The 25,107-nt window shown below is 64.2% G+C and carries 19 protein-coding genes; 12 read left to right on the top strand and 7 right to left on the bottom strand.

Annotated features, from left to right (window positions below):
- The first annotated feature begins 16 nt into the window (after positions 1-16).
- Together G9C89_RS16025 and G9C89_RS16020 are read left to right on the top strand one after the other, a co-directional pair.
- Entirely contained in the window at positions 17-1,120 is a 1,104-nt protein-coding gene (locus G9C89_RS16025) for a chemotaxis protein CheB (protein WP_172149759.1), read from the top strand.
- The gene (locus G9C89_RS16020) at positions 1,096-4,677 is read left to right on the top strand and encodes an EAL domain-containing protein (RefSeq protein WP_172149757.1); all 3,582 of its coding nucleotides are present in this window, start codon (positions 1,096-1,098) and stop codon (positions 4,675-4,677) included. Before G9C89_RS16025 ends, G9C89_RS16020 begins: the two co-directional genes overlap by 25 nt.
- Positions 4,678-4,749: 72 nt before the next feature.
- On the opposite strand, the gene G9C89_RS16015 is transcribed toward G9C89_RS16020, so the two are convergent.
- Positions 4,750-5,757, bottom strand: coding sequence for a TRAP transporter substrate-binding protein (locus G9C89_RS16015; protein WP_172149755.1), 1,008 nt, complete (start codon positions 5,755-5,757; stop codon positions 4,750-4,752).
- 345 nt (positions 5,758-6,102) lie between these two features.
- On the opposite strand from G9C89_RS16015, the gene G9C89_RS16010 reads away from it, so the two are divergent.
- A complete protein-coding gene (locus G9C89_RS16010) occupies positions 6,103-6,837 on the top strand; it encodes an SDR family oxidoreductase (RefSeq protein WP_172149753.1) in 735 nt (244 codons plus the stop codon).
- A 3-nt stretch (positions 6,838-6,840) separates the two neighbouring features.
- Here G9C89_RS16010 and G9C89_RS16005 read toward each other — a convergent pair whose 3' ends face one another.
- The 5 genes from G9C89_RS16005 to G9C89_RS15985 form a co-directional block, all read right to left on the bottom strand.
- Positions 6,841-7,350 carry a disulfide bond formation protein B gene (locus tag G9C89_RS16005; protein WP_172149751.1) on the bottom strand — a complete coding sequence of 170 codons (510 nt, stop codon included), beginning with the start codon at positions 7,348-7,350 and terminating at the stop codon, positions 6,841-6,843.
- A 427-nt stretch (positions 7,351-7,777) separates the two neighbouring features.
- Complete coding sequence (locus tag G9C89_RS16000) at positions 7,778-9,181, bottom strand: efflux transporter outer membrane subunit (protein ID WP_172149749.1); 1,404 nt, start codon at positions 9,179-9,181, stop codon at positions 7,778-7,780.
- The gene (locus G9C89_RS15995) at positions 9,178-12,357 is read right to left on the bottom strand and encodes an efflux RND transporter permease subunit (RefSeq protein WP_172149747.1); all 3,180 of its coding nucleotides are present in this window, start codon (positions 12,355-12,357) and stop codon (positions 9,178-9,180) included. Before G9C89_RS15995 ends, G9C89_RS16000 begins: the two co-directional genes overlap by 4 nt.
- 13 nt (positions 12,358-12,370) lie before the next feature.
- Positions 12,371-13,612 (bottom strand): multidrug efflux RND transporter periplasmic adaptor subunit MexE, encoded by a 1,242-nt coding sequence (gene mexE, locus G9C89_RS15990; RefSeq protein ID WP_172149745.1) that lies wholly within the window; start codon positions 13,610-13,612, stop codon positions 12,371-12,373.
- A gap of 397 nt (positions 13,613-14,009) precedes the next feature.
- Complete coding sequence (locus G9C89_RS15985; protein WP_256674218.1) at positions 14,010-14,924, bottom strand: LysR family transcriptional regulator; 915 nt, start codon at positions 14,922-14,924, stop codon at positions 14,010-14,012.
- Positions 14,925-15,169: 245 nt separating this feature from the next.
- On the opposite strand from G9C89_RS15985, the gene G9C89_RS15980 reads away from it, so the two are divergent.
- From G9C89_RS15980 to G9C89_RS15960, 5 genes are all read left to right on the top strand, one after another.
- Complete coding sequence (locus G9C89_RS15980; RefSeq protein WP_172149743.1) at positions 15,170-16,186, top strand: zinc-dependent alcohol dehydrogenase family protein; 1,017 nt, start codon at positions 15,170-15,172, stop codon at positions 16,184-16,186.
- A gap of 411 nt (positions 16,187-16,597) precedes the next feature.
- Entirely contained in the window at positions 16,598-16,948 is a 351-nt protein-coding gene (locus tag G9C89_RS15975) for a hypothetical protein (protein ID WP_172149741.1), read from the top strand.
- Positions 16,949-17,057: 109 nt separating this feature from the next.
- Positions 17,058-17,231, top strand: a complete 174-nt coding sequence (locus tag G9C89_RS15970) for a hypothetical protein (RefSeq protein WP_172149739.1) — start codon at positions 17,058-17,060, stop codon at positions 17,229-17,231.
- Positions 17,232-17,272: 41 nt separating this feature from the next.
- Complete coding sequence (locus G9C89_RS15965; protein ID WP_172149737.1) at positions 17,273-18,463, top strand: NnrS family protein; 1,191 nt, start codon at positions 17,273-17,275, stop codon at positions 18,461-18,463.
- 41 nt (positions 18,464-18,504) lie between these two features.
- Positions 18,505-18,948, top strand: a complete 444-nt coding sequence (locus G9C89_RS15960; RefSeq protein ID WP_172149735.1) for a CopD family copper resistance protein — start codon at positions 18,505-18,507, stop codon at positions 18,946-18,948.
- A 64-nt stretch (positions 18,949-19,012) separates the two neighbouring features.
- Here the strand turns inward: G9C89_RS15960 and ytfE are convergent, their stop codons facing one another.
- Complete coding sequence (ytfE, locus tag G9C89_RS15955) at positions 19,013-19,678, bottom strand: iron-sulfur cluster repair protein YtfE (protein ID WP_172149733.1); 666 nt, start codon at positions 19,676-19,678, stop codon at positions 19,013-19,015.
- Between the two features lie 157 nt (positions 19,679-19,835).
- On the opposite strand from ytfE, the gene norR reads away from it, so the two are divergent.
- The 4 genes from norR (at position 19,836) to G9C89_RS15935 (ending at position 24,943) form a co-directional block, all read left to right on the top strand.
- Positions 19,836-21,365: a nitric oxide reductase transcriptional regulator NorR gene (gene norR, locus G9C89_RS15950; protein WP_172149731.1), complete on the top strand. Its 1,530-nt coding sequence runs from the start codon at positions 19,836-19,838 to the stop codon at positions 21,363-21,365.
- Between the two features lie 248 nt (positions 21,366-21,613).
- Complete coding sequence (locus G9C89_RS15945; RefSeq protein ID WP_172149729.1) at positions 21,614-22,972, top strand: coproporphyrinogen dehydrogenase; 1,359 nt, start codon at positions 21,614-21,616, stop codon at positions 22,970-22,972.
- Between the two features lie 184 nt (positions 22,973-23,156).
- Complete coding sequence (gene moaB / locus G9C89_RS15940) at positions 23,157-23,714, top strand: molybdenum cofactor biosynthesis protein B (RefSeq protein ID WP_172149727.1); 558 nt, start codon at positions 23,157-23,159, stop codon at positions 23,712-23,714.
- Positions 23,711-24,943, top strand: coding sequence for a molybdopterin molybdotransferase MoeA (locus G9C89_RS15935; RefSeq protein ID WP_172149725.1), 1,233 nt, complete (start codon positions 23,711-23,713; stop codon positions 24,941-24,943). The genes moaB and G9C89_RS15935 overlap by 4 nt, the downstream gene beginning before the upstream one ends.
- Positions 24,944-25,107: the final 164 nt, after the last annotated feature.

Raw genomic sequence — 25,107 nt, 5'->3', positions numbered from 1 at the left:
GTGAAGGCCCATGACCATGCGCGTATTGATCGTTGACGACTCGCCGGTACTGCGAGCACTGCTGCGCGCGGTGCTCGAGGGCGCGGGTTACGAGGTGCGTGCCGCCGACAGTGGCGAGCAGGCCCTGGATATGTTGAAGAGCTATAGCCCGGACATAGTGACCATGGATGTGCATATGCCGGGCCTCGACGGCTATGCAACGACCGCGCGCATCCTTGAACTCTACGCCTTGCCGGTCGTGGTGCTGACCGCCAGTGCCAATGTGCGCGACACGACCACCGCCATGCGCGCCCTGGCCGCCGGTGCGCTGGCGGTGCTGGAAAAACCCCGGGGCCTGGAGGCGGCGGATTTCGACGAGCGCATCGATGAACTGCTGCGCACCCTGCGCAGCATGGCGCAGGTGAAGATAGTCCGGCGCCACCGCCCACCGGCCTCCGACACGCCGCTGAAGCCGGCGGCGGCGCCGCTCAGCCAGGTCGGGCAGGTGGCCGCCCATACGCCGCAACTGGTCGCCATCGCTGCCTCGGCCGGTGGTCCGGCGGCACTCAAGGCCCTGCTGCAGAATCTGCAGCCGGCGCAGCCCTGGGCGCTGATTCTGGTGCAGCACATTGCCGCCGGCTTTCTGCCGAGTTTCTGTCACTGGCTGGCGAGTACGGCCGCACTACCGGTACAGATCGCCGAGGACGCGCAGACGTTGCTGCCCGGCAGGCTCTACCTGGCGCCGGACGGCTTGCAGACGGGACTGAACGCGGCGTTGCGCGTGCGTCTGCAGGCGGCCAGTGCGGAGCAGACTTTCTGCCCTTCGGCCGATCACCTGTTCCGTTCGGTCGCCTCTGCGTTCGGCAAGCAGGCCATCGGCATCCAACTCTCCGGCATGGGCCGCGACGGTGCCGAGGGGCTGGCCGAACTGCGCCGGATGGGCGGTTTTACCCTGGTGCAGGAGCCTGCCAGTGCGCTGATCGACTCGATGCCGCGAGCCGCCATCGATCTGCAGGCTGCCTGTCTGGTACTGCCGCCGGAAGGTATTGCCGCCGTGCTTAACTCGATTGCGTTGCAGATTGCCACACCGAATGTCGTGAGAAGAGGGAACGAGCCATGTACGACACCGCCGAAATCCTGATCGTCGAGGACAGTCCGACCCAGGCCACCGAATTGCAGTACCTGCTCGAAGCGGCAGGCTGCAAGGTGCGTGTGGCGCGCAACGGCGTGGAGGCGCTGGCAACGGTCGCCGAGCGCCAGCCGACCATCGTCATCAGCGATATCGTCATGCCCGAAATGGACGGCTATGAACTCTGCCGGCGGCTGAAGAGCGATGCGCTGACTGCGGGCATTCCGGTGATCCTGGTCACCCGCCTGGCCGATGCGCGGGATGTGGTACGTGGCCTGGCCTGTGGTGCGGACAATTTCATCGTCAAGCCCTATGACGAGAAGTACCTGATGTCGCGCATCCGCTACTTCCTGGTCAATCTCGAACTGCGCAGCCATGAACGGGTGCAGATCGGCGTGGAGGTGATGCTCGAGGGCGAGCGGCACTTCATCACCGCCAGCCGCCAGCAGATTCTTGACTTGCTGATTTCCACCTACGAGCAAGGTGTGCGCCTCAACCACGAGTTGCAGAGCAAACATGACGAACTGGCGCGCAGCAACTCGCTGCTCAACTGCCTGTTTCACTTCACCAGCGGCCTGACCGATGCCAAGACCGAACTGCATGTCATCGATGCGGCCCTGCGCCGCATTCTCGAATTCCCCGAGGCGGTCGGCGCCTGGCTGTTGCTGGCCGATACGCGCACTGCCGACGAGCCGGTGCGGCTCGCCGGGGCGCGTGGGCGCGGCGCGCTATACAGCATCGAGCATCTGCAGACCTGTGTTGCCAACTGCCCGTGCCTGCACGCCTGGTTCAGCGACCGGCTGAGCACGCCGAGCAACATCGCCGGCTGTCCGGCACTGGCCGAGCAGGCCGGCGAGTGTGCCCATGCCAGCATCCCGCTGCTGCTCGGCGGCGAGATCATCGGCATGCTCAACGTGGTCCGTCGGCATGGCCAAAGCTGGCCCGAGGAATGGCTCAATGCCCTGGCTTCGATCGGTCGACAACTGGCCATGGCCGTGGGCCGCGCCCGTCTGTTCGAGAGCATGGAGCAGCTGGTGGAGCAGCGCACGCTGGCGCTAGCGCAGAGCGAGGCGCTGTTGCGCAAGATTCTCGACAGCCTGCCGGTCGGCGTGGTCGTCGCCGACCGCAGTGGCCGGCTGATCATGAGCAACCCCGAGAGCAGCCTGATCTGGGGCGGTGCGCTGCCGGGCGAGCTGGCCGACCGCAGTCAGTATCAGGGCTTCTGGGCGGACACCGGCGAGCCGGTGCAGGCCGAGGACTGGCCGCTGGCGCGTGCGGTGCAGCGCGGCAAGCCCGCGCGCAACCAGGTGATCGACATCCAGACCTTCGATGGCGCGAGCAAGACCATTCTCAATTCGGCGGTGCCGTTCCTCGATGACCAGGGCGTGTTGCAGGGCGCCATCGCGGTGATCCAGGACGTCAGCGAGCAGCGTCAGCGTGACCTGGAAATCCGTATTCGCACCCGCGCGGTGGAAGCCAGCGTCAACGCCATCATCATCACCAACAATGAACAGGCGGATCAGCCGATCGTCTACGTCAATCCGGCCTTCGAGCGCATCACCGGCTACCGCAGCGAGGAAGTGCTGGGGCGTAATTGCCGCTTCCTGCAAGGCGAGGAGCAGGACCAACCGGCGCTGGACGCTATCCGCCGGGCGCTGCGCGGTCAGGAAGAGTGTGGGGCGATCCTGCGCAACTTCCGCAAGGACGGCTCGGCCTTCTGGAACGACCTCAAGGTGGCGCCGGTGGTCAACGACCGCGGCAAGGTCAGCCACTTCGTCGGCATCCTCCACGACATCACCGAGGCCAAGCGCTATCAGAATGAACTGGAACACCAGGCCAACCACGACAGCCTCACCGGATTGCCCAACCGCAACCTGCTCAACGACCGGATCCAGCAGGCCATTGCCTTTGCCAGCCGCAACCAGGGTCAGTTCTCCCTGGTCTTTATGGACCTGGACCACTTCAAGGTGGTCAACGATAGCCTCGGGCACAACGCCGGCGACCAGTTGCTGATCCAGATGGCCAGGCGCCTGCAAGACAATGCCCGGGAAGTCGACACAGTGGCGCGCCTGGGCGGCGACGAGTTCGTCATCCTGCTGGCCGACAGCGGCCCGTTCGCCGGGCGCATCGGTTGGTTGGAACGGCTCAAGGAGCTGGTTGCCGCCCCGCTGGTACTGGACGGTCAGGAGCTGGTGGTCAGTTGCAGCATTGGCTTTTGCTGCTTCCCCGACGACGGCATGGATGTCGGTACCCTGCTGCGCAACGCCGACACCGCCATGTACCAGGCCAAGCATCAGGGGCGTAACCGCATCTGCGCCTTCACCCCGCAGATGAACGAGCAGATGCAGCGCCGCCTGTTGCTGGAGCGGGAAATTCGTCATGCCCTGCACAACGACGAGTTCCGCCTGGTCTACCAGCCGCAGCTGGATCTGCAGAGTGGGCGTCTGTGTGGTTTCGAGGCGTTGGTGCGTTGGCAGCGCAAGGACAGGTTGGTGTCGCCCGACGAGTTCATTCCGCTGGCCGAGGAAACCGGGCAGATCGTCGGCATTGACTTCCATGTCTTCGACGCCGCCTGTCGCCAGCTGCAGGCCTGGAAGGAGGCGATGCAGGGCCTGAGCATGTCGGTTAACTTCTCCGCCATCAGCTTCATGGAGCACGACTTCATCGAGCGGGTGCGGCAGATCATCAACCGCCACGGCGTAGCCCCCAGGCGGCTCAAGCTGGAAGTGACCGAATCGATGCTGATGACCAACACCGCCGAGGTGCTGGTCAAGATGCAGGCGCTGAGTGCCCTGGGGATTCGTTTTTCGATCGATGATTTCGGCACCGGCTATTCGTCGCTCGGCTACCTGAAGCGTTTCCCCTTCAGCGAGCTGAAGATCGATCGCAGCTTCGTTACCGATGTTCATCTGGATCCGGACAGCGCCTCGCTGGCCCGCTCGATGATCTCCATCGGCCATAACCTGGGCCTCAAGGTGATCGCCGAGGGCGTGGAGACGCCAGAGCAGCTCGGCTTTCTGCGTCGCGCCGGCTGCGACGAATTGCAGGGCTATTACTATTCGCCGCCGCTGCCGCCGGCGGCCTGTCTGGAGTTTCTCCAGACGGACTCGGTCTTGCGCCTACCCAGCGATATTCTCGACGACAGCGAGCAGTGCCTGCTGCTGATCGACGATGATCCCGGCATTCTCAAGGCCTTGCAGCGCGAGTTGCGCCTGGAGAACTACCGGATACTCACCGCCGGCAGTTGCGCCGAGGCACTGCCGTTGCTGGCGATCCATGCGGTGGATGTGGTGCTGACCGACATGCGCCTGGCCGACATGAGCGGTCTGGATCTCCTGCAGCGGATCAAGGGTCTCTATCCGGATATCATCCGCATGGTGCTGAGCGGCTCCAGTGAGGTCAGCAGCATCCTCAAGGCGGTCAACGAGGGGGTGATCTATCGATTCCTCACCAAGCCCTGGTCGGCCGACGATCTGCGCAGCCAGTTGCGCGAAGCCTTCCGCCAGCGCCAACTGGAGCAGGAGAACCAGCGGCTGCGCCAACAGGTGCTGGGGCTCGCGAGTGTTTGAGCGCGATTGCATGGCTGTGCGCTGAGTCCTCAGGCTCGCATCTGACCCTGCGGCGGCGAGCCAGGTCGTGGATCAATTGCGCTGCTTGCGGTTGACGGTCTGCGCGGCTTTCAGCACGTCGCTGCCGATCTGGGCCTCGAACTGCTGCCAGACCGGGCGCATGGCTTGGCGCCAGGCCTCACGTTGTTGTTCATCGAGCGTGATCAGCCGGCTGCGGCCCGAGGCTTCGATCCGCTGCCGGTCGGCCTGGTTGGCGGCCTCGGCCTGACGATTCACCTCGAAGGTCACCTCGTCGATGATGCCTTCCAGTTCGCTGCGGATCCGATGGGGGATGGCGTACCAGAAGCGTGGGTTGCTCACCAGCATGTAGTCGAGCACGCCGTGATTGGTTTCAGTGATAAACGGCTGAACGGTGTGCAACTGCTTGCTGTAGATGTTCGACCAGGGGTTTTCCGCGCCCTGTACCTTGGCGTTCTTCAGCGCGTCGAACACCTCGGCGAACGGTAGCACCTGCGCGGTGGCGTGCAACTGCTGGAACTGCGCCTCGAGCACGCTGGAGGGCTGGATGCGGAAGCTCAAGCCTGCCGCATCGCCTGGCACCAGCAACGCCTTGCTGGCCGACAACTGCTTCATGCCGTTGTGCCAATAGGCCAGGCCGACGATGTCGTGTTCTTCCATGGCGCGCAGCAATTGGCGGCCCTTGGCGCGCTTCTGGAAGCGGTTGACCGCGTTCAGGTCATCGAACAGGAAGGGCAGATCGAAGACCTGCAGTTGCTTGGTGTATTTCTCGAATTTGGCCAGTGAGGGCGCCAGCAGCTGTACCTCGTCATTGCGCAGCGCCTGCAGCTCGTTGGCGTCGCCATACAGCGAGGAGTTGGGGTAGACCTCGACCTTGACCTGGCCGCCCAGGCGCTCTTCGACCAGTCGCTTGAACAGCAGGGCGCCCTGGCCCTTGGGCGTATTGTCGGCGACCACATGGGCGAACTTGATCAGGATGGGGCTTTGCGTTTGCGCGCCGTAGGCGCTGGCAGAAGTGAACACCAGGGCGCAGGCGGCCATGGCGAAGATCGACTTGAGCATCGGGCTGTCCTTTCTTGTTATTGATCGGCCTGCACCGTACAGGCCTGTGCCTGCAAGGCATCCGTGGTTATATCGGCGCCTGGCGATCCGCCAAACGCAGGCCCTGTATCGCAATGCCTGTGCCAACCGCGCGGTTGCCGTGCAGCCCTTGCAGCGCTGGCGCGAGCCTGTGATCCAGTTCGCATGGGCTGGCGGTTTTCCGCCTTTTCGGTGTGCGGATGAGCGGTTATTCGCCGGTTTCGCGGTAAGCGAGTGTTCCTTAAGCGCCTCTCATGTGACTACCGGTCGAACATTCTGCGCCGATGGCAGCTATACCAGTTCTAACAACCTCGCGCAGGAGTCAGCATGTCAAAAGTAGCCATAGTTACCGGCGCCTCAAGGGGGATTGGCGCCGCCATCGCCAAACGCCTGGCTGCCGACGGTATCAGTGTGGTGGTCAACTACACCGCACGGCCCGCAGATGCCGAGCAGGTGGTACGCGACATCGTCAGCGCCGGCGGTCAGGCCTATGCGGTACTGGCCGACATCAGCGATTCGGTGGCGGTCGAAGCCTTGTTCGACCAGGCGCAGATGAAATTCGGCGGTATCGATATCCTGATCAACAACGCCGGGGTCATCCAGCCTGGCATGGTCAGCCTGGCCGACAGCGACGATGCGCTGTACCAGAAAATCTTCGCGATCAACACCAAGGGCACCTTCAACACCCTGCGCCTGGCGGCCAGGCACCTGCGCGACGGCGGGCGCATCGTCAACTTCTCCACCAGCGTGGTGGGCCTGGCGCTGCCGGGTTACTCCGTATACGCCGCGTCCAAGGCCGCGGTGGAGAGCTTCACCGCGATCTTCGCCAAGGAGCTGCGCGGGCGGAATATCTGCGTCAACGCCATCGCCCCCGGCCCCACCGCGACCGAGCTGTTTCTCAGCGGTAAAACCAGCGAGCAGATCGAGCGCCTGGCCAAGCAACCGCCGCTGGAGCGCCTGGGCACGCCAGAGGACATCGCCAGTGTCGTGGCCTTTCTGGTCAGCGAACAGGGTGGCTGGGTCAACGGCCAGACGCTGCGGGTCAATGGCGGCATCGTCTAACTGCTATCCCCTGGTTTTGCCGATGGCGCGCCAGGCGACAAACAGGATGAAGGCGAACAGCAGGGTGACGCTCAACAGCGTCCAGCTGGTGAAGGGGACGCCGAGGATGGCGTAGTCGTTTTGCCCACAAACGCCGGCGCTCATGAATACCCCGGGCAGGTACTCATGCAAGGGGAGGTAGAAGGCATAGAAGGGGAAGGGTGAGCAGCTGAAGCTTTCCAGGATGCCAGTCTCGATCAACACCAGATGGCTATTGTCGAACACCGCCATAAACCCCGCCGCCAGCAGCAGCGGCCAGAGCATCAGGGTCAGCCAGCGTTGCCCGACAGCTTCCGCGGCGATTATCAGCAGGCTGAAGGCCCCGCCCAACAGCAGCCACAAACGAATCTGCACGCACAGTGTGCAGGGTTCCCAGGCGAACAGGTGCTGCATGAGCAACGCACCGCCAAGCATGGCGAAGCAGGCGACGGTAATGATCGAGAGCAGCGGAATAAGGGATTTCTGGCGGGTCATGGGAAATTCCGTGGGAAGCGGGTAATGGCCTGAAACAGTTGCCAAATCGTGGCTCTATCAAGCGCGATAAGGCCTGTCGCTGTGCTGTGTCCGCGCTATGGTGCAGGCTGAAACCATAACGTGCAATCGAGCAGGTGGAGCAAAAGAGGCTGGTCAGCCTGGCTGATTTAAAAAAAAGCCCCACGGCAAGGAGCAACTGCCGTGGGGCGGGAAGGGGTTGGCAAGGCCAACCGGGGGAGAGTCCGACTCTAGGAGCCTGTCGGACTTAACGCTGTTCTACTGCGAAAAAGCCGGATTTGGTCATTTTTGCTGCTTTCCCTCGTTAAATAGCCAGCTATTCGCCTCGGAAAAGCACCAAAACTGCCTCAACCCGAAATGTCGGACCACGGCCTTTCCCTCGCTACGAACGGTTAAGTCCGACAGGCTCCTAGGCGCTAGGCTGCCAACTGCCGCCCAGGGCTTTGTAGATGGCGACTATGCCGCGATACAGCTCGGTTTCCGCTTGTGCCTGGGCATCTTCGGCGGCCAGGCGTTCGCGTTCGGCGTCGAGCAGGACGAGGAAGTCCACTTCGCCTTCGCGATAGCGCACGCTGGCTTGTTCGGCGGCGGCGCGGCTGGCTTGCGACTGACGCAGCAGGGCGAGCAGGCGTTGCTGGCGTTTGGCGTAATCGCTGAAGGCGTTTTCCGATTCCTCCAGGGCCAGCAATACCTGCTGCTCATAGTTGGCCAGGGCACCATCGGCCTCGGCTTCGGCGCCACGCAGACGAGCGCGCACGCTACCCAGGTCGAAGGCAGCCCAGCTGATGGTCGGTGCCACGCCCCAGGCGCGCGCCGCCGATGAGCCCAGCTGCGAGCCGCGCCCGGCGGTGAAACCGAGGAAGCCGCTCAAGCTGACCCGTGGGAACAGGTCGGCAGTGGCCACGCCGATGCTCGCGGTGGCTGCCGCCAGCTGGCGTTCGGCGGCGCGGATATCGGGGCGGCGGCGCAGCAGTTCGGCCGGATCGCCAATCGGCAACGCCTTGGCAATCGCCGGCAACGGCTGCGCGGACAGATCCACCGTCAATTGCTCCGGGCGCTGACCGAGCAGGGTGGCGATGCGATTCTGCGCCCGCACCTGTTCGGCCTGCAGTTGCGGCAGGCTGGCTTCGGTGGCGGCCAGACGCGCATCGCTGCGCAATACATCCAGCTCGCTGCCGACCCCGGCCTCGCGCAGCTGCTCGGTGATGCCGCGCGACTCCTGTTGGTTCTCCAGGTTCTGCCGGGCGATGCGTTCGCGCAGTTGCGCGCCGCGCAGGTTGCCGTAGGCATCCACCAGCTCGGCGATCAGGCTGACCTGCAGCTGGTAGTAATCGGCTTCGGCCACCTCGATCTGCGCGTCGCTGGCTTCCAGTTGGCGCTGAATGCGGCCGAACAGGTCCAGTTCCCAAACCATGTCCAGCCCCAGGTCGTAGCGTTCGCTGTTCACCCGCTGCTCGCTGATGCCGGGCTGCTGCGCCTTGCCAAACGCGCCACTGGCACGGCTGCTGATGGTTGGCAACTGGTCGTTGGCCACGTCATCGCGAATCGCCCGTGCCGCGCGCAGGCGGGCGAAGGCCACGCGCAGCTCGCGGTTTTCCTCGAGCGAGTGGGCGACCAGCTGGTTCAGGGTCGGATCGTCGAATTGCTGCCACCAGAGCGCTTCGAAACGCGAGCGGTTGTAGTCGCCGGCTGCTGCGCTGGCCAGTTTGGCCGGCTCGAGCTGTGGGCTCTTATAGTCCGGACCGACGGCGCAGGCGCTCAGCGTCAGGGCCAGCAGGCTGATTTTCAGGCTGTTGCCAGTGAATGCCTTCATGCCTGTACCTCCAGCAGACGCGCGGCTTGTTTCGCTTCGCGTTTCTCCACGAAGGCGCGGATCAGCACGTAGAACAGCGGGGTCAGCAGCAGGCCGAAGAAGGTCACGCCGAGCATGCCGCTGAACACCGCGACCCCCATGGCATGGCGCATCTCCGCGCCGGCGCCGGAGGACAGCACCAGCGGCACCACACCCATGATGAAGGCGAAGCTGGTCATCAGGATCGGCCGCAGACGCAGGCGGCAGGCTTCCAGCACCGCACTGACGCGATCGAGTCCATGCTCCTGTTTCTCCTTGGCGAACTCGACGATCAGGATGGCGTTCTTGCAGGCCAGGCCCACCAGTACGATCAGGCCGATCTGGGTGAAGATATTGTTGTCGCCGCCAGCCAGGATTACCCCGGTGATGGCCGACAACAGGGTCATCGGCACGATCAGGATCACCGCCAGCGGCAGGCTCCAGCTTTCGTACTGGGCGGCCAGCACCAGGAAGGCCAGCAGCACGCAGAGCGGGAAGACGAAGATCGCACTGTTACCGGCGAGGATCTGCTGGTAGGTCAGGTCGGTCCACTCGAAGTTCATGCCGTTGGGCAGTTCCTCCTCGAGCAGTTTGGCCATGGCGGCCTCGGCTTGACCGGAGCTGTAGCCGGGGGCTGCCGCACCGTTGATTTCGGCGGTGAGGAAGCCGTTGTAGTGCATCACCCGGTCGGGACCTGAGCTGGCGCTGACCTTGAGGAAGGCCGATAGCGGCACCATTTCGCCACGGTTGTTGCGCACCTTGAGCTGGCCGATCTGCTCCGGCTCCAGGCGGAACTGCTGCTCGGCCTGCACATTGACCTGATAAGTACGGCCAAAGCGATTGAAGTCGTTGGCGTACAGCGAGCCCAGGTAGATCTGCATGGTGTCGAAGATGTCGCTGATCGCCACGCCGTGGGTCTTGGCCTTTTCGCGGTCGATGGCGGCATCGATCTGCGGCACGTTGACCTGGTAGCTGGTGAACACCGACATCGGGTCCAGTTCCGGCAGCTGGCGCGCCTTGCCGATGACGTTCTGGGTCTGCAGGTACAGCTCGTCATAGCCGAGGTTGCCACGGTCCTGCACCTGCAGGCGGAAGCCGCCGATGGTGCCCAGGCCCTGCACCGGTGGTGGCGGGAAGATCGCCAGATAGGCTTCCTGAATGGAGCCGAACTGGCCGTTAAGCTCGGCGGCAATGGCCCCGGCCGACATGTTCTCGTCCTGGCGCTGGTCGAAGTCTTTCAGGGCGACGAAGACGATGCCGCTGTTCGGGCTGTTGGTGAAGCCGTTGATCGACAAGCCCGGGAAGGCGATGGTGTTTTCCACGCCGGGGTGCTTGCCGGCGATTGCCGACATCTCTTTCATCACCGCTTCGGTGCGATCCAGGGTCGCGGCGTCCGGCAACTGGGCGAAGGCCACCAGGTACTGCTTGTCCTGCGCGGGCACAAAGCCGGTGGGCGTCGTGGCGAAGCCCAGATAGGTCAGGCCCATCAGCCCGGCATAGACGAATAGGGCGATGCCGCTGCCGCGCAGCACGCGCTTCACGGTGCCGACATAACCATGGCTGGCGCGGTCGAACCCCCGGTTGAACGGCTTGAACAACCAGCCGCCGAACAGCTTGTCGAGCACCTTGGAGAAGCGATCCTTCGGTGCGTCGTGGCTTTTCAGCAGTACGGCGGCCAGGGCCGGGGACAGGGTCAGCGAGTTGATCGCCGAGATCACCGTGGAAATCGCAATGGTCAGGGCGAACTGCTGATAGAACTGCCCGCTAAGCCCGGAGATAAAGGCCGTGGGGATAAACACCGCGCACAGCACCAGGGCCGTGGCAACGATCGGCCCGGTCACTTCCTTCATCGCCTGCTTGGTGGCTTCCACCGGGGTTTTGCCCAGGCCGATATTACGTTCGACGTTTTCCACCACGACGATGGCGTCGTCCACCACGATGCCGATTGCCAGCACCAGGCCGAACAGCGACAGGGCGTTGAGCGAGAAGCCGAACATATGCATCACGGCGAAGGTGCCGATCAACGACACCGGCACGGCGGCCAGCGGGATGATCGAGGCGCGCCAGGTCTGCAGGAACAGGATCACCACCAGCACCACCAGGATGATGGCTTCGAGCAGGGTATGCACCACCGCCTCGATGGAGCCCCGCACGAAGATGGTCGGGTCGTAGACGATTTCGTAGTCCACGCCCTGCGGGAAGCTCTGCTTCAACTCGGCCATGCGCGCACGCACCGCATCGGAAATCTCGATGGCGTTGGAGCCGGGGCGCTGGAATACCGGGATGGCCACTGCGGGTTTGTTGTTCAGCAGGGAACGCAGGGCGTACTGGCTGGAGCCCAGCTCGATCCGCGCAATGTCTTTCAGACGGGTGATTTCGCCATTGTCACCGGCGCGGATGATGATGTTCTCGAACTCTTCCTCAGTGACCAGACGGCCCTGGGTGTTGATCGACAGCTGGAAGCTGTTGCCCGCATCCGACGGTGGCGCGCCGAGGGAACCGGCGGCGACCTGGCGGTTCTGCTCGCGGATAGCGTTGACCACATCGCTGGCAGTCAGGTTGCGCGAGGCGACCTTGTTCGGATCGAGCCAGACGCGCAGCGAGTAGTTGCCGAGGCCGAACAGCTGCACGTCGCCGATGCCGTCCAGGCGCGCCAGCTCATCCTTGATGTTGAGCGCGGCGTAGTTGGACAGGTAGAGCATGTCGTAGCGGTCGTCCGGCGAGGTCAGGTGCACCACCATGGTCAGGTCGGGCGAGGCCTTGTCGACGGTCACACCGAGGCGCTGCACTTCGGTGGGCAGGGTCGGCATGGTGCGGGTGACGCGGTTCTGCACCTGCACCTGGGCCTTGTCCAGATCGGTGCCGAGGGCGAAGGTCAGGGTCAGGGTCATCTTGCCGTCGGCAGTGCCCTGGGACGACATATAGAGCATGCCTTCCACCCCGGTAATCGCCTGCTCCAGCGGCGAGGCGACGGTTTCGCCGATCACCTTGGGGTTGGCGCCGGGGAAGGTGGCGCGTACCACCACGGTGGGCGGCACCACTTCCGGGTATTCGCTGATCGGCAGCTGGAACAGCGAGATGGCCCCGCCGATCAGGATCAGCAGCGAGAGCACGGCGGCGAAGATCGGCCGCTGGATAAAGAATTGCGAGAAATTCATCGTCTTCTACCTGTTAGCCGCGTGGCGCAGTGCTGGCGGGGCTGTTTTTTGCAGCGACCCGGCGGCTGTTCTGGCGTTCGATGGCCTGACGTTGCTCGGTCAGCAGCGCCTGGGTCTGTTCATCGGCCATGGGCACGCTTTGCGGATCAACCGTGGAGCCGGGGAAGGCACGCTGCAGACCATTGACTACGATCTTCTCGCCCTTGGAGAGGCCCTGACGCACGATGCGCAGGCCTTCCAGCTTCGGCCCCAGCTCGACGGCGCGGTACTGCACGGCGTTGTCCTTATCGAGTACCAGGACGAACTTCTTGCCGAGATCCGTGCCGACCGCTTCATCCTTGATCAGTGCAGCGGCGTACTGGCTGCTGCCGACCAGCTTGAGGCGTGCGTAGAGGCCCGGCGTGAATCGCCCGTCGGCGTTATCGAACACCGCACGGCCGCGAATGGTGCCGGTCTGCGGGTTGACCTGGTTGTCGAGAAAATCCAACTTGCCCAGGTGTGGGTGACCGTCTTCGCTGGACAGGCCCAGGTATACCGGGCTGGCATCGCGGGTCTGGCCGCCGGCCTGGCGCGCCAGCTCAACGTATTTGAGGAACACGCGCTCATCGGCATCGAAATAGGCGTAAACCTTGTCGGTGCTGACCAGAGTAGTGAGGAGACTCTGCCCGGCATTGACCAGGTTGCCTTCGGTGATTTCCGCACGGCTGACGCGGCCATCAATCGGCGCGGTGACACGGGTGAAACTCAGGTTGAGGCGAGCGTTGTCCAGCTCGGCCTGAATGCTGGCGACCGCGGCCTGTGCCTCTTGTGCAGCACTGGCGCGGGCATCGGCCAGTTCGGCAGAAATTGCGTTGCTCTTACGCAAACGTTCGCCGCGGCGGGCTTCGCTTTGGGTGCGAGTCTGGCTGGCGCGGGCTTGTTGCAACTGGGCTTCGAGGCGCTTGACCTCGGCCTCGAATGGCCGTGGATCGATCTGGAACAGCAGATCACCCTTTTTCACCAGACTGCCTTCATCGAAGGCTACGCGGTCGATGAAGCCGGACACCCGTGGCCGCACATCCACCGACTCAGGCGCCTCAAGGCGCCCGGTAAACTCATCCCATTCATTGATCGGCTGCTCGATGACTTCGGCAACGCTGACTTTCGCCGCGGGCATCGACTGCATCGCATCCGGAGCCTGGCCGCAGGCGCTGAGAACCAATAGAGCGGCCAGCGCCGCGGGAAAATGCCAGAGGTTTTTCTTCGACTGATCCATGTGAGACTCCGCCATAGTAAGTTTTAGACGGGCGGAGTGTGCGGCGCTGGGCTGGCGGGGACGAATCGAACGACTCGAAGATGAGTATCACTGTTAGTGATGGTTTGCAGGGTTGTATCGATGGTTACGGATGTGAACAAAGCTCCTGTAGATCCTATGTTTATTTGCAATACCTGCGACCTTGTAGGGTGGATGACGCTTCACCCATCCACCAACTGCGATGGTGGATGAAAAAGGCGTCATCCACCCTACACTACCCCCGTAGATCCTATGTTCCTGCGCAATCCGGGAGCAGTTGCACAGGCACCAGGCTCCCCGGATTGCACTGGCGCTTATTCGGGCTACGGCTTGGCAACCATCGATAGATGTGCAGGGCGGTGTCTATGCGGGGTGGTGTTTACAAACTGTCCGGGTCGCCGCAGAACATCTGGATCCGCGAGCGCAGCCAGCGCTCGGCGGGGTCGTTGTCCTGGGCGCCGCGCCAGGCCATGGACATCTCGAAACTGTTGGTCTCGAGGGGCAGGTCCTCGGCGCGCAAGCCACCGACGGCGGTCAAGGCGGCGGCGGTATAGTCCGGCACCACCGAGAGCAGGTCGGTGCCGGCCAGCAAGGTGCCCAGGCCGTTGAACTGCGGGACCGCCAGCACCACTTTGCGGCTGCGTCCCATCTTCAGCAGTTGGTCGTCGATAAAGCCGTTGAGGTCGCCGGCGAAGGACACCAGGGCATGCGGCCTGGCGCAATAATCATCCAGGCTCAGCGGGCCGGGTACCGAGTCGGCGCGCAGCAGCTTGGGCTTGCTGCGGCGCAGGGTCTTGCGCTTGGCGTTGGCCGGCAGCTCCTCGGTGTAGCTGACGCCCACCGAAATCTCGCCGGAGGCCAGCAGGTTGGGCATCAACAGGTAGTTGGCCCGGCGTACCACCAGCACCACCCCGGGCGCCTCTGCACGCAGACGTCGGAGCAGGGCGGGCAGCAGGGCGAACTCGACGTCATCCGAGAGGCCGACGCGAAACACCGCGGTGCTGGTTGCCGGATCGAAGTCGGCGGCGCGGCTGACCGCCGTGGAGATCGAATCCAGCGCCGGCGAGAGCAGGGCGAAGATTTCCTCGGCGCGGGCGGTTGGCTCCATGCTGCGGCCGGTGCGTACGAACAGTGGGTCGTCGAACAGACTGCGCAGGCGGGCGAGGGCGGCGCTGATTGCCGGCTGGCCGAGAAACAGTTTCTCTGCCGCGCGGGTCACGCTACGCTCGTGCATCAGCGTCTCGAACACGATCAGCAGGTTGAGATCGAGGCGGCGTAAGTCGTTACGGTTCATCCGGTTACCATTCGAAGTGAAGCGGCCTTGATGCGATCAGGCGTAGCATGCTGCGCTTTCAAGTAATCCATTGCCAATGAGAGCCTTCGCCGGGCAATAGTACGAGCTGTAATGCCGGTAAGGAAAGCCGGCAATCACTGCCAGGCATGACAACTATCAATGGCAGCAGGTGGTGTTGCCGGACATCAGCGGATAGAGTCCACAGTCATTGAAGTGTTAATTCGTGATCAGAGTTTGAGGTAACGATGTCCCACATGATCCGTTTCCATAAATTCGGCGACGCTGATGTTCTTCAGTACGAAGAGTTGCCAACCCCGACACCTGGCCCAGGCGAGGTGCTGGTGCGCGTCCAGGCCGTAGGGCTGAGTTGGAGCGATGTATTGTGGCGGCAGAATCTGGCCGCCGAGCAGGCCCGCTTACCCGCCGGCATGGGCAGCGAACTGGCCGGCACCATCGAAGCCCTGGGCGAGGGCGTCGACGACCTCGAACTCGGTACTCCGGTCGCCAGCTTCCCGGCCAGCACCGCCAATCGCTACCCGACCTGGGGCGACCTGGTGCTGATGCCGCGTTACGCCCTGACTCGTTATCCGGAGGTGTTGTCGCCGCTGCAAGCCAGCGTGCATTACACCGCCTTGTTGTTCGCCTATTTCGCCCTGGTCGACCTGTCCAAGCTGCAGCCCGGCCAACACGTGCTGATCACCGAGGCCAGCCATTGCCTGGCGCCGCAGACCGTACAATTGGCCAAGGCACTGGGCGCCAATGTCATCGCCTCGACCAGCGAAGCGGGTAACCGCGAGTTCCTGCGCGAGTTGGGGGCCGACAAGGTGGTGGTCACCGAAGAGCAGGACCTGGTCCTGGAAATCGAGCGCTATACCGACGGCAAGGGGGTCGAGGTGATCCTCGATCAGTGCGCCGGGCAGCAGATGAAGCTACTCGGCGATGTCGCCGCGCAACGCGGCAAGCTGATCATGTGTGGCGTCAACGGCGGCAACGACACGGCCTTTCCGGCGTGCGCCGCGTTCAAGAAGCACATGCAGTTTTTCCGCCACTGCGTACTCGACTTCACCGGCCTCCCGGAATTGGGCATCGAGCCCAATCAGGAAGCGGTGCAGCGTGCCTTGCAGCACATCAATCAGTTGACCGCGGATCACTTGCTCACGCCGGTCATCGACAGGGTGTTTACCTTCGATGACTTCATCGCGGCGCATCGCTACATGGAAACCTGCCCGAATCGCGGCCGCGTAGCGCTGGTCCTGCCCTGACTGCTTGAGAAAATTCTCGCCTACTGCGGCGCTCGATATTTTCACAACATCTGACCACCCCCCCGCTCGACCCTGGACCGCGTTGCCATGACGCGCGGGTCCGGGGGCAGAGCAACTCCTCCCGATGCAACGCTTTTCTTTCCACCGTAGGCACCTGTCGGGTGCTGCGCCTGTTGTCCTCGCTTTGATCTGGCCGGGCCGGGTGCTCATGCACCGGTGTCGGCGCCCCTCCCGTCCGTAGCCATGCCGTATGGCGAAGTAGTTATTTGGACTTTATAGGGTCATAAAGACCATTTGTTGCCAGGTTATATTTACCGCCTAATTATTAACCAATTGATTTATATGGATTTAAATGTTGGCACGATTTCTGGATTACTAATGGTTGAGCGAACCAATCAACCGGAGCGAGCCATGAAATTGTTCAATGTATTTTTCCTGAGTGCAGCGCTACTCGGTGCTGCCGCCGTACAGGCCGACGAAGTGATCAAGGAAACCCCCGATAACAGCGTAGGTGCGCTGTATGGCGGGCTCAGCGGCGTGCTGATAGGTGGCGCCGCCGGCGGTCCGCTGGGCGCCTTGGTCGGTGCGGGCATCGGCCTGTTTGCCGGGGAGGGGGCTCAGCAGGTCAGCGGTTTGAGCCAGCGCGCCTATGTGGTGAAGACTGCGCAAGGCGAGGAGGCAACCGTGCGCTCGCCGAATACGCAGTTCCGCGCGGGCGATCGGGTCACCCGCCAGGCGGGTCGTTTGCACCCAAGCCACTGATGAGCAGAAGCGACGGGACGGGCCATGCATATGGCGCCCCGCAGCGGTCCTTTCGACAGGACAAAGCCAGTGTTGGCTAATGACCTGTCGCAGCAAAGGAGCAATTGTTATGTTTGAAGTCATGGCTGGCAATCTCGAACAGGGCGCCGAGTGTTTTGCCGCCCATCTTGCTCGCCGCGGGCGACAGGCTGCCATTGCTGGTGCATGCTCGCGCTTGAACAGTCGTTGGTCGCTGCTGGGCCTGCTGTTGCTGGGCCTGGTTGCCTGCGTGCTGGTTGAGTGAGGCGGGCTGGATCCGCTCTAGGCCATTTAAAGGAACGCACCATGCAAGTACTCGACCGCCGCAAGGCATTGGCGATCACCCCGCTGTGGCGTCTGGGGTTTCGCCCGTTCTTTCTGGGCGGCTGCCTGTTCGCCCTATTGGCCGTGCCGCTGTGGCTGGCGGCATTCAGCGGCTGGCTGGGCGAGTGGCAGCCGGCCGGCGGCTGGCTGGCCTGGCACCGGCATGAGCTGCTGTTCGGTTTCGCCCTGGCGATCATCGCCGGTTTTCTCTTGTCTGCGGTGCAGACCTGGACCGGCCAGCCGGGGCTGCAGGGCCGTCCGCTGACGCTATTGGCGCTGCTCTGGCTGGCGGCACGGCTGGCCTGGCTGGGCGACCTGCCGTTGCCCGTGCTGGCCGTGCTGGAGTTGGCGTTCCCGCTGGCGGTGGCGGTGGTAATGGCGCGCGCGCTGTGGCAGGCCAGGCAGAAACGCAATTACCCGATTGTCGCTGTGCTGCTGCTGCTGGCGGCCGCGGATGCGCTCGCGATGGTCGGGCTGGCCAGCGCCAGCGAGGTGCTGCAGCGTCAGGGCGTGCTGGCCGGAGTCTGGCTGGTGGCGGCGATGATGGGGCTGATCGGCGGACGGGTGATTCCTTTCTTCACCCAGCGCGGGCTGGGTCGGGTGGAGGGCGTCAAGCCCTGGCCCTGGCTCGACCTGCTGTTGCTGCTGGGCTCGGCCCTGGTCGCCATTCTGTATGCCGCTGGCATCGCGCTGCAGGCCAGCGCCTGGATCGGCCTGCTGTTTGCGCTGCTCGCGGCCGGCCATCTGCTGCGCCTGGTGCGCTGGCATGACCCGGGCATGTGGCGGGTGCCCTTGCTCTGGTCGCTGCACCTGGCCTATGCCTGGTTGGGCCTGGCCTGCCTGGGCATGGCGCTGTGGCATCTCGGCCTGCTGAACAACCTGAGCCAGCCGCTGCATGCCCTGACCGTCGGGGCCATGGGCGGCCTGATCCTGGCCATGGTCGCCCGCGTCAGCCTGGGCCATACCGGTCGCCCGCTGACGCCGCCGAGCGGGATGACCCTGGCTTTTATCCTGCTGCAGGTGACCGGCCTGTTCCGCGTTGGCTTGATCGAAGTCTGGCCGTTCTGGGGCCTGTGGCTGGCGGCGGCGTGCTGGAGCCTGGCCTTTGTCCTGTTTGCCTGGCGCTACGGGCCGATGCTCTGCAGCGCCCGTGTCGATGGGCATCCGGGATGAGTGCGGATGTACCTACTGTTGCCTTGCCTGCCGAGTAGCCGATGATTTATCCGATCCTGCTGATCCTCCATCTGTTCGCCGCGCTGATCTTCATCGGCACGGTGTTCTTCGAAGTACTGATCCTGGAAAGCGTGCGCAAGCATGTGCCGGTCGAGGCGATGCGCCTGATCGAACAGGGCATCGGCCGGCGTGCCCGGCAATTGATGCCCTGGGTGTTGCTGGCGCTGTTCGGTGCCGGCCTCGGCATGCTCTGGCTACGTTATCTGCCGGCGCTGGCCGCGCCGCTGGCGTCGTCCTTCAATACCCTGCTGACCCTGAAAGTCATGCTCGCCACCAGTGTGCTCGGACATTTTTTCAGCGCCATGTGGCTGTTCAGGAGCAAGCGCATGAATGCGCGTTATCTGCGCATCATTCATGTCAGCCTGTTCGTGCATATGGTCGGCATCGTGCTGTTGGCCAAGGGCATGTTCTATCTGAGCTGGTGATGCTGCACGGATTGTGCGGACACGCGGACATCGCCGGCATGCCGGCGATTGATTGGCTAGGCGGCTAAGCCTGGTCGGCGATAAACAACACGTTGTTTTCCAGGTGGATGTGCTGCATCAGGTCATCGTGCAATTCGTTCAGCCCGCGGTACAGCGCGCGCCAGGTGTTGCAGGCGTCTTCCGGCGGGGTGATGCCATGGGTCAGGGCTTCCATCCGTTCCAGGGCCAGGCCATGGTGGTCGTGCTCGAAGCGCATCACCGAGATCGGTGCACTGGCCTGTCTGGCGTAACCGCTCAGGAGCATGGGGAAGAGGATCTGCTCCTCCTTGAGCATGTGGCTTTCCAGCTCCTGCTGCATGTCGCGCAGCAGGTCGGCCAGGCCGTTCGGGCAATCGGCACGGTTACCGTGAACCTGCTCCACCCGGAGGGCCAGGCGGATCAGTTCCGGCAGTTGCTCGCGGTGGCGGGCGTGGTAGCGCTTGAGGATATGCTCGATCAAGCGTGCGCTGGGTTCGGTGCGCCAGTCCAGCTGTGTGCCGCCCCGGGCCTGCAGGCTGTCCAGTTCGGCGGCGACCTCTTCGGGCTCGATGCCGCGCAGGGCAGCCGCCTCGCGCAGGCTCTTGTGACCGCCGCAGCAGAAGTCGAGATTGAAGGCGTGAAATACCCGGGTGGCACCGGGAATCTCGCAGGCCAGGCTGCCTAGGGGCTGGTCGAGAAGGGTCGTACTCATGGCGATTTCCTTGTGCATCGATCAATGGGAGTTCCTAGGTCAATAGCAGCACCCGTGCCAGGATCGAGCGCTTGAAAACAAAGGTATTTATAGTTCGCATGGTCGATCGAACCCCGATCTGTTAGGGTTCAATCGACCAATTAGGGTGGTAAATACCATGCTGGAAAGCAGTCTGCTCGCCGATCTGATCACCGAACTGCCCAATGCCGTGCGCTTGCAGCGGCTGGTGCATACCCTGCGCGAGCACTTCAATTGTGGCGCGGTGGGGTTGTTGCGTCTGGATGGCGACAGCCTGCGTCCACTGGCGGCCGTGGGCCTGGTGCATGAGGCGCTCGGCCGGCGTTTCGTGATCGCCCAACACCCGCGACTGGCGGCGATCATGGCCGCCCGCGAGCCGACCTGGTTCGAACCGGACAGCCGCCTGCCGGACCCGTACGACGGCTTGCTCGACGAGCATGTCGGCGAGCCCTTGCCGGTGCATGACTGCATGGGCGTGAGCCTGTACGTCGAGGGCCAGCTGTGGGGCGCCCTGACGCTCGATGCCTTGCATGCCGGCACCTTCGACAGCAACGCCCGGCGCGATCTGCAGCGCTATGCCCTGATGATCGAAGCGGCGGTGCGGGTAACTCGCCTGGAGCAGGAAAACCGCAGCCTGCGCCTGGCCCGCAGCGATGTGCAGACGGCCGCCCTGGTCACCGAGGAAAGCGAAATCCTCGGCCATAGCCAGGTCATCCACCAGCTGCTGAGCGAGCTGGAGGTGGTGGCCGACTCGGAGTTGCCGGTGCTGTTGCTGGGCGAAACCGGCGTGGGCAAGGAACTGTTCGCCCGCCATTTGCATCGTCTGTCGCGGCGCCGCAACAAGCCGCTGATTCAGGTCAACTGCGCGGCACTGCCCGAGTCGCTGGCCGAAAGCGAACTGTTCGGCCACGTCAAGGGCGCCTTTTCCGGCGCCACCACCGATCGCCCCGGACGCTTCGATGCGGCCAATGGCGGCACCCTGCTGCTCGACGAGGTGGGCGAGTTGCCCCTCAGCGTACAGGCCAAGCTGTTGCGCACCCTGCAGAATGGCGAGATCCAGCGCCTGGGGGCGGACAAGCCGTTGCATGTGGACGTGCGCATCATCGCCGCGACCAACCGCCACCTGCCGGACAGCATTCGCGACGGGCATTTCCGCGCGGACCTCTACCACCGCCTGTCGGTGTATCCGGTGCCGATTCCGCCGTTGCGCGAGCGCGGCAACGATGTGTTGATGCTGGCCGGGCACTTTCTCGAACTCAATCGCGCTCGCCTGGGCTTGCGCAGCATGCGTCTGTCGCCCGCGGCGGAGCGCGCCTTGCTGGCCTATGCGTGGCCGGGCAATGTGCGTGAACTGGAGCATGTGATCAGCCGCGCGGCCCTCAAGTTGCTCAGTCGCGGTGCCAGCCGCACGCAGATTCTGACCCTGGAACCCGACCTGCTCGACCTCGACAACGGGGTGCGTCGGCCTGGCGCCAGCGAGCCGCTGGAGCAGCAGGACGCGCCCGTACCCGCCGCCTGCTCGATGCGCGAGGCAGTCGAAGCCTGTCAGCGTCAGAGCATCCTGCAAGCCCTAGAGTCATGCGCCGATAACTGGGCCAGCGCGGCGCGCCTGCTCGAACTCGACCCGAGCAACCTGCACAAACTGGCGCGGCGTCTGCGCTTGAAGTGATTGGCCAGGCGCCACCGCGGCCAAGGCCCTTCCGACGCGACGTCTGTTGCCGCGTAGCCCGGATGCAATCCGGGGAAATCTGGCGCCTGGCGAATGCCCGCGGATTGCATCCGGGCTGCGCGCTGGGATGGCTTGAGCGAAGCGGATAGTCGCAGGCACGCGGCTTTTCTCCGAGGTTGACTCAGGTCAATGAGGTTTCCCGGCAATACCCCGACACTGTCGTTCGTGGTCATACGGGGGAGAGCCAGATGCGTGAATCCATCAGCTGGGACAGCAAGCTGCTCGGCCGCTACGCCCATGGCGATGTCAGCCATAGCTGCTATCCCGATACCACCGCCTTTCATCGCGGTATCGGCTCGCTGGATCTGCTGCGCGCCTTGCGTGGCAGTCGGCAGGCCCAGCGTGCGCTATCGCTGGCTGTGCAGTTGCCGATCAACCGCGCCTTCGGCCAGCAGCGTGCGAGTTGTTCGCCAAGCGTCTTCGCCGCCTACCTGGAGCGCCTGGAGCGGGAGATCGACACCATCAGTTGCCACCTGGGGGCGCAGCAGCGCGTCTTGCAGTTTCACCTGGCCGGCGGCAGTACGCCCAGCGCCGAGCAGCTACACAGGCTGATCGATCATCTGCGCCAACGCTGCAATTTTCTCGATTACGACGAGGGCGACTACGGCATCGATATCCAGTTGCCCCATTCGGATTGGGCGACCATGGGCCGGCTGCGCGAGCTGGGCTTCAACCACGTCAGTATCGGCGTGCCTGATATCGCTGCAGTCAGTGGCGCAGCGCTGGCCTGGCAGGATCCGCGGCAAATCCGCTCGTTGATCGATGCTGCCCGCGCGCTCAACTACCGCTCGGTGAATATCGATATCGGCTACGGCCGTGCCTGGCAAACCCGGGCAAGTTTCGCACGCAAGGTGGCAGCCATCATCGAGCTGCAGCCGAATCGGGTGACGGTCTTCGACTATGCCGATCCGCCGCAGCGCTATCGGCCGCTGGGGCGGTTTGCCGCAAGTGGCCTGTGCGAGCGGGAGGACAAGCTGGCCATGCAACGGCATTGCGTCGAGCAGCTCAGCCTGGCGGGCTATCGCTATGTCGGCATGGGCTTGTTCGCCCTGGCGGACGACGATCTGGTCATCGCTCAGGAGAACGCCAGTTTGCAGCGCAATTGCCTGGGCTTCAGCCGGCACGCGGACTGCGACCATATCGGCCTGGGCGTCGCGGCCATCAGCCAGATCGACGGCCTGTACGTGCAGAACAGTCGCGATCTTCAGGGCTATCAGGCCCAGCTCGACAGGGGCCAGCTGGCCAGCTGGCGCGGCTTTCGCTGCGGGCCTGACGACCGTCTGCGCGGCGAGGTGATCGAGCGCCTGATCTGTGACTTCGGCCTGGATATGCGGCGCATCGAGGCGCGCTTCGGCCTGGTGTTTCGCGAGTATTTCGCCGATGCCTGGCCGGCCCTGGCGCAGATGCAGCGCGACGGTCTGATCAGGTTCGACGAGGCGTCCGTCGCCATTCTTCCCGCCGGGCGTTTGCTGGTGCACTCGGTGTGCCGGTTGTTCGATCGCTACAGCGGGGCGCCGCGCGTGCAATCCGTTTCCCGGGCGGTTTAGTCGTGCACAAGACACCTGCGACCCTGGGTCGCAGTCGCTGCAAGGGCGTCTGCAAGCCCCAGGCCATAAGGGTTTTAGGCCGGCGCAAGGGGTTCTGCTCCCTGGGGCATACCTCTAACGAGGAATGGGCTGTACCAAAGTAGCGGTGCAGTCTGCGGCCAGACATTCTAAGGAGGCTTCCAGCATGGCTCATCTGTCCAGCGCCGATTTTCAGGCATTACGCATCGCCGTCCTGACCGTCAGCGACACCCGCAGTCTGGCTACCGATACCTCGGGGCAGACCCTGATCGAGGGGCTGGAGGCGGCCGGCCACGCGCTGGTCGAGCGGGCCCTGGTAATCGACGATATCTGGCAGATCCGCGCGCGGGTCTGTGCCTGGATCGCCGACCCGCTGGTGCAGGTGATACTGATCACCGGCGGCACCGGTTTCACCGCGCGGGACAATACCCCGCAAGCCGTGGCGCCCTTGCTGGACAAGCTGGTCGATGGCTTCGGCGAACTGTTCCGCCAGGTCTCGTTGGCGGAAATCGGCACCTCCAGCCTGCAGTCGCGGGCGGTGGCCGGGATCAGCAATGGTGCGCTGGTCTGCTGCCTGCCCGGTTCGCCCAACGCCTGCCGCACGGCCTGGGAGAAGATCCTTCGCGAACAACTGGACAGCCGCACCGGGCCATGCAACTTCGTCGCCCATCTCAAACGCCTGGCCGATCAGCCACAAGCCGCGCGCTGTGGAGCCCGCTCATGAGCGCCTGCGGCTGCGACGGCAACAACCTGCGCCCGGTTGACCAGGCCATCGACGAACTGCTGGCGCGCGCACCGGCGCCGCCGCCCGTGGAGCGGGTAGCCCTGGGCCAGGCGCTCGGTCGGGTACTGGCCGAGCCGCTGCATGCGCCGTTCGAGGTGCCGGCCTGGGACAACAGTGCGATGGACGGTTATGCCCTGCGCGCCGCCGATCTGCCGGCCGCGGGTGGTTGCCTGCCGCTGGCCGGGCGGATTGCGGCCGGCGATGCCGCGGCGCAGGCCCTGCCCGCTGGCCATGCGGTGCGCATTTTCACCGGCGCGCCCTTGCCGCCGGGCGCCGACAGCGTGGTGATGCAGGAGCAATGCCGGCTCGAGGAGGGGCGGGTGTGGCTGCCGCCGGTACAGGGCGGCGAGCATGTGCGCCGGCGTGGCGAGGAACTGGCTGCCGGCACTCAGGTGCTGAGCGCCGGGCAGCGCCTGCGCCCCCAGGAACTGGGCCTGCTGGCCAGCTTCGGCATCGACCGGGTGGCGGTCTATCGGCGCCTGCGGGTCGGCCTGCTGAGTAGCGGCAACGAGCTGCGCGAGCCGGGTGAGGCGCTGCAGCCCGGACAGATCTACAACGCCAACCGTTACAGCCTGGCGGGTGTGCTGAGCAGCCTCGGCCTGGAAGTCCACGATTACGAGATCATGGCCGACGAACTGGCGGCCAGCCGCGACGCCCTGAGCCTGGCGGCTTCGGAGTGGGACATGCTGATCACCTCCGGCGGGGTGTCGGTCGGCGAGGAGGATCACCTCAAGCAGGCGATCCGCGAGCTGGGCGAGTTGCACCTGTGGCGCCTGGCGATCCAGCCGGGCAAGCCGCTGGCCTTCGGTGAAGTGGGCGGCAAACCCTGGATCGGTTTGCCGGGCAATCCAGCGGCGGCCTTGATCACCGCGCTGGTGGTGGCGCGGCCCTTTCTGCTGCGCGCCCAGGGCTGCCAGGACGTAGTGCCGCAACCGCTGCGCCTGCCGGCCGGATTCGCCTGGCGCAAGGCCAACGGCCGCCGCCAGTACCTGCGTGCCCGGCTGGAACAGCAGGACGGCCAGTTGCGCGTGTGCCGGCACCCGCAGCAGGGCTCGGCCATGCTCACCTCGGCCTGCTGGGCCGACGGCCTGGCGCTGGTCGAGGTGGGGCAGACCCTGGAGGAGGGCGATCTGCTCGACTACCTGCCGTTCAGTGCGCTGCTGCATTAAGTGGCGTAGGAGCCAGCTTGCTGCGGTCCGGCGTCCCGGCGATCCGGCGATATCTGCAGATCAAAAGCATCGCCAGCAAGCTGGCTCCTACACAGTAGGCTGCGCGACAGCGTAGACGCTCGGCCGCTCCGCAAATCAGGCGATATGGCAATAGTTCAACCGTA

Origin of the sequence: Pseudomonas tumuqii, assembly GCF_013184545.1 — a bacterium.
GTDB classification, from domain to species: Bacteria; Pseudomonadota; Gammaproteobacteria; order Pseudomonadales; family Pseudomonadaceae; genus Aquipseudomonas; species Aquipseudomonas tumuqii.
The sequence above is the reverse complement of the archived record's forward strand: the minus strand, read 5'-3'. Positions and strand labels throughout refer to the sequence as shown.

Excerpts from the sequence above, each read along its gene's own strand:
- G9C89_RS16025 (WP_172149759.1), top strand. The coding sequence starts at position 17 with ATGCGCGTATTGATCGTTGACGACTCGCCGGTACTGCGAGCACTGCTG.
- G9C89_RS16020 (WP_172149757.1), top strand. The coding sequence starts at position 1,096 with ATGTACGACACCGCCGAAATCCTGATCGTCGAGGACAGTCCGACCCAG.
- G9C89_RS16015 (WP_172149755.1), bottom strand. The coding sequence starts at position 5,757 with ATGCTCAAGTCGATCTTCGCCATGGCCGCCTGCGCCCTGGTGTTCACT.
- G9C89_RS16010 (WP_172149753.1), top strand. The coding sequence starts at position 6,103 with ATGTCAAAAGTAGCCATAGTTACCGGCGCCTCAAGGGGGATTGGCGCC.
- G9C89_RS16005 (WP_172149751.1), bottom strand. The coding sequence starts at position 7,350 with ATGACCCGCCAGAAATCCCTTATTCCGCTGCTCTCGATCATTACCGTC.
- G9C89_RS16000 (WP_172149749.1), bottom strand. The coding sequence starts at position 9,181 with ATGAAGGCATTCACTGGCAACAGCCTGAAAATCAGCCTGCTGGCCCTG.
- G9C89_RS15995 (WP_172149747.1), bottom strand. The coding sequence starts at position 12,357 with ATGAATTTCTCGCAATTCTTTATCCAGCGGCCGATCTTCGCCGCCGTG.
- mexE (WP_172149745.1), bottom strand. The coding sequence starts at position 13,612 with ATGGATCAGTCGAAGAAAAACCTCTGGCATTTTCCCGCGGCGCTGGCC.
- G9C89_RS15985 (WP_256674218.1), bottom strand. The coding sequence starts at position 14,924 with ATGAACCGTAACGACTTACGCCGCCTCGATCTCAACCTGCTGATCGTG.
- G9C89_RS15980 (WP_172149743.1), top strand. The coding sequence starts at position 15,170 with ATGTCCCACATGATCCGTTTCCATAAATTCGGCGACGCTGATGTTCTT.
- G9C89_RS15975 (WP_172149741.1), top strand. The coding sequence starts at position 16,598 with ATGAAATTGTTCAATGTATTTTTCCTGAGTGCAGCGCTACTCGGTGCT.
- G9C89_RS15970 (WP_172149739.1), top strand. The coding sequence starts at position 17,058 with ATGTTTGAAGTCATGGCTGGCAATCTCGAACAGGGCGCCGAGTGTTTT.
- G9C89_RS15965 (WP_172149737.1), top strand. The coding sequence starts at position 17,273 with ATGCAAGTACTCGACCGCCGCAAGGCATTGGCGATCACCCCGCTGTGG.
- G9C89_RS15960 (WP_172149735.1), top strand. The coding sequence starts at position 18,505 with ATGATTTATCCGATCCTGCTGATCCTCCATCTGTTCGCCGCGCTGATC.
- ytfE (WP_172149733.1), bottom strand. The coding sequence starts at position 19,678 with ATGAGTACGACCCTTCTCGACCAGCCCCTAGGCAGCCTGGCCTGCGAG.
- norR (WP_172149731.1), top strand. The coding sequence starts at position 19,836 with ATGCTGGAAAGCAGTCTGCTCGCCGATCTGATCACCGAACTGCCCAAT.
- G9C89_RS15945 (WP_172149729.1), top strand. The coding sequence starts at position 21,614 with ATGCGTGAATCCATCAGCTGGGACAGCAAGCTGCTCGGCCGCTACGCC.
- moaB (WP_172149727.1), top strand. The coding sequence starts at position 23,157 with ATGGCTCATCTGTCCAGCGCCGATTTTCAGGCATTACGCATCGCCGTC.
- G9C89_RS15935 (WP_172149725.1), top strand. The coding sequence starts at position 23,711 with ATGAGCGCCTGCGGCTGCGACGGCAACAACCTGCGCCCGGTTGACCAG.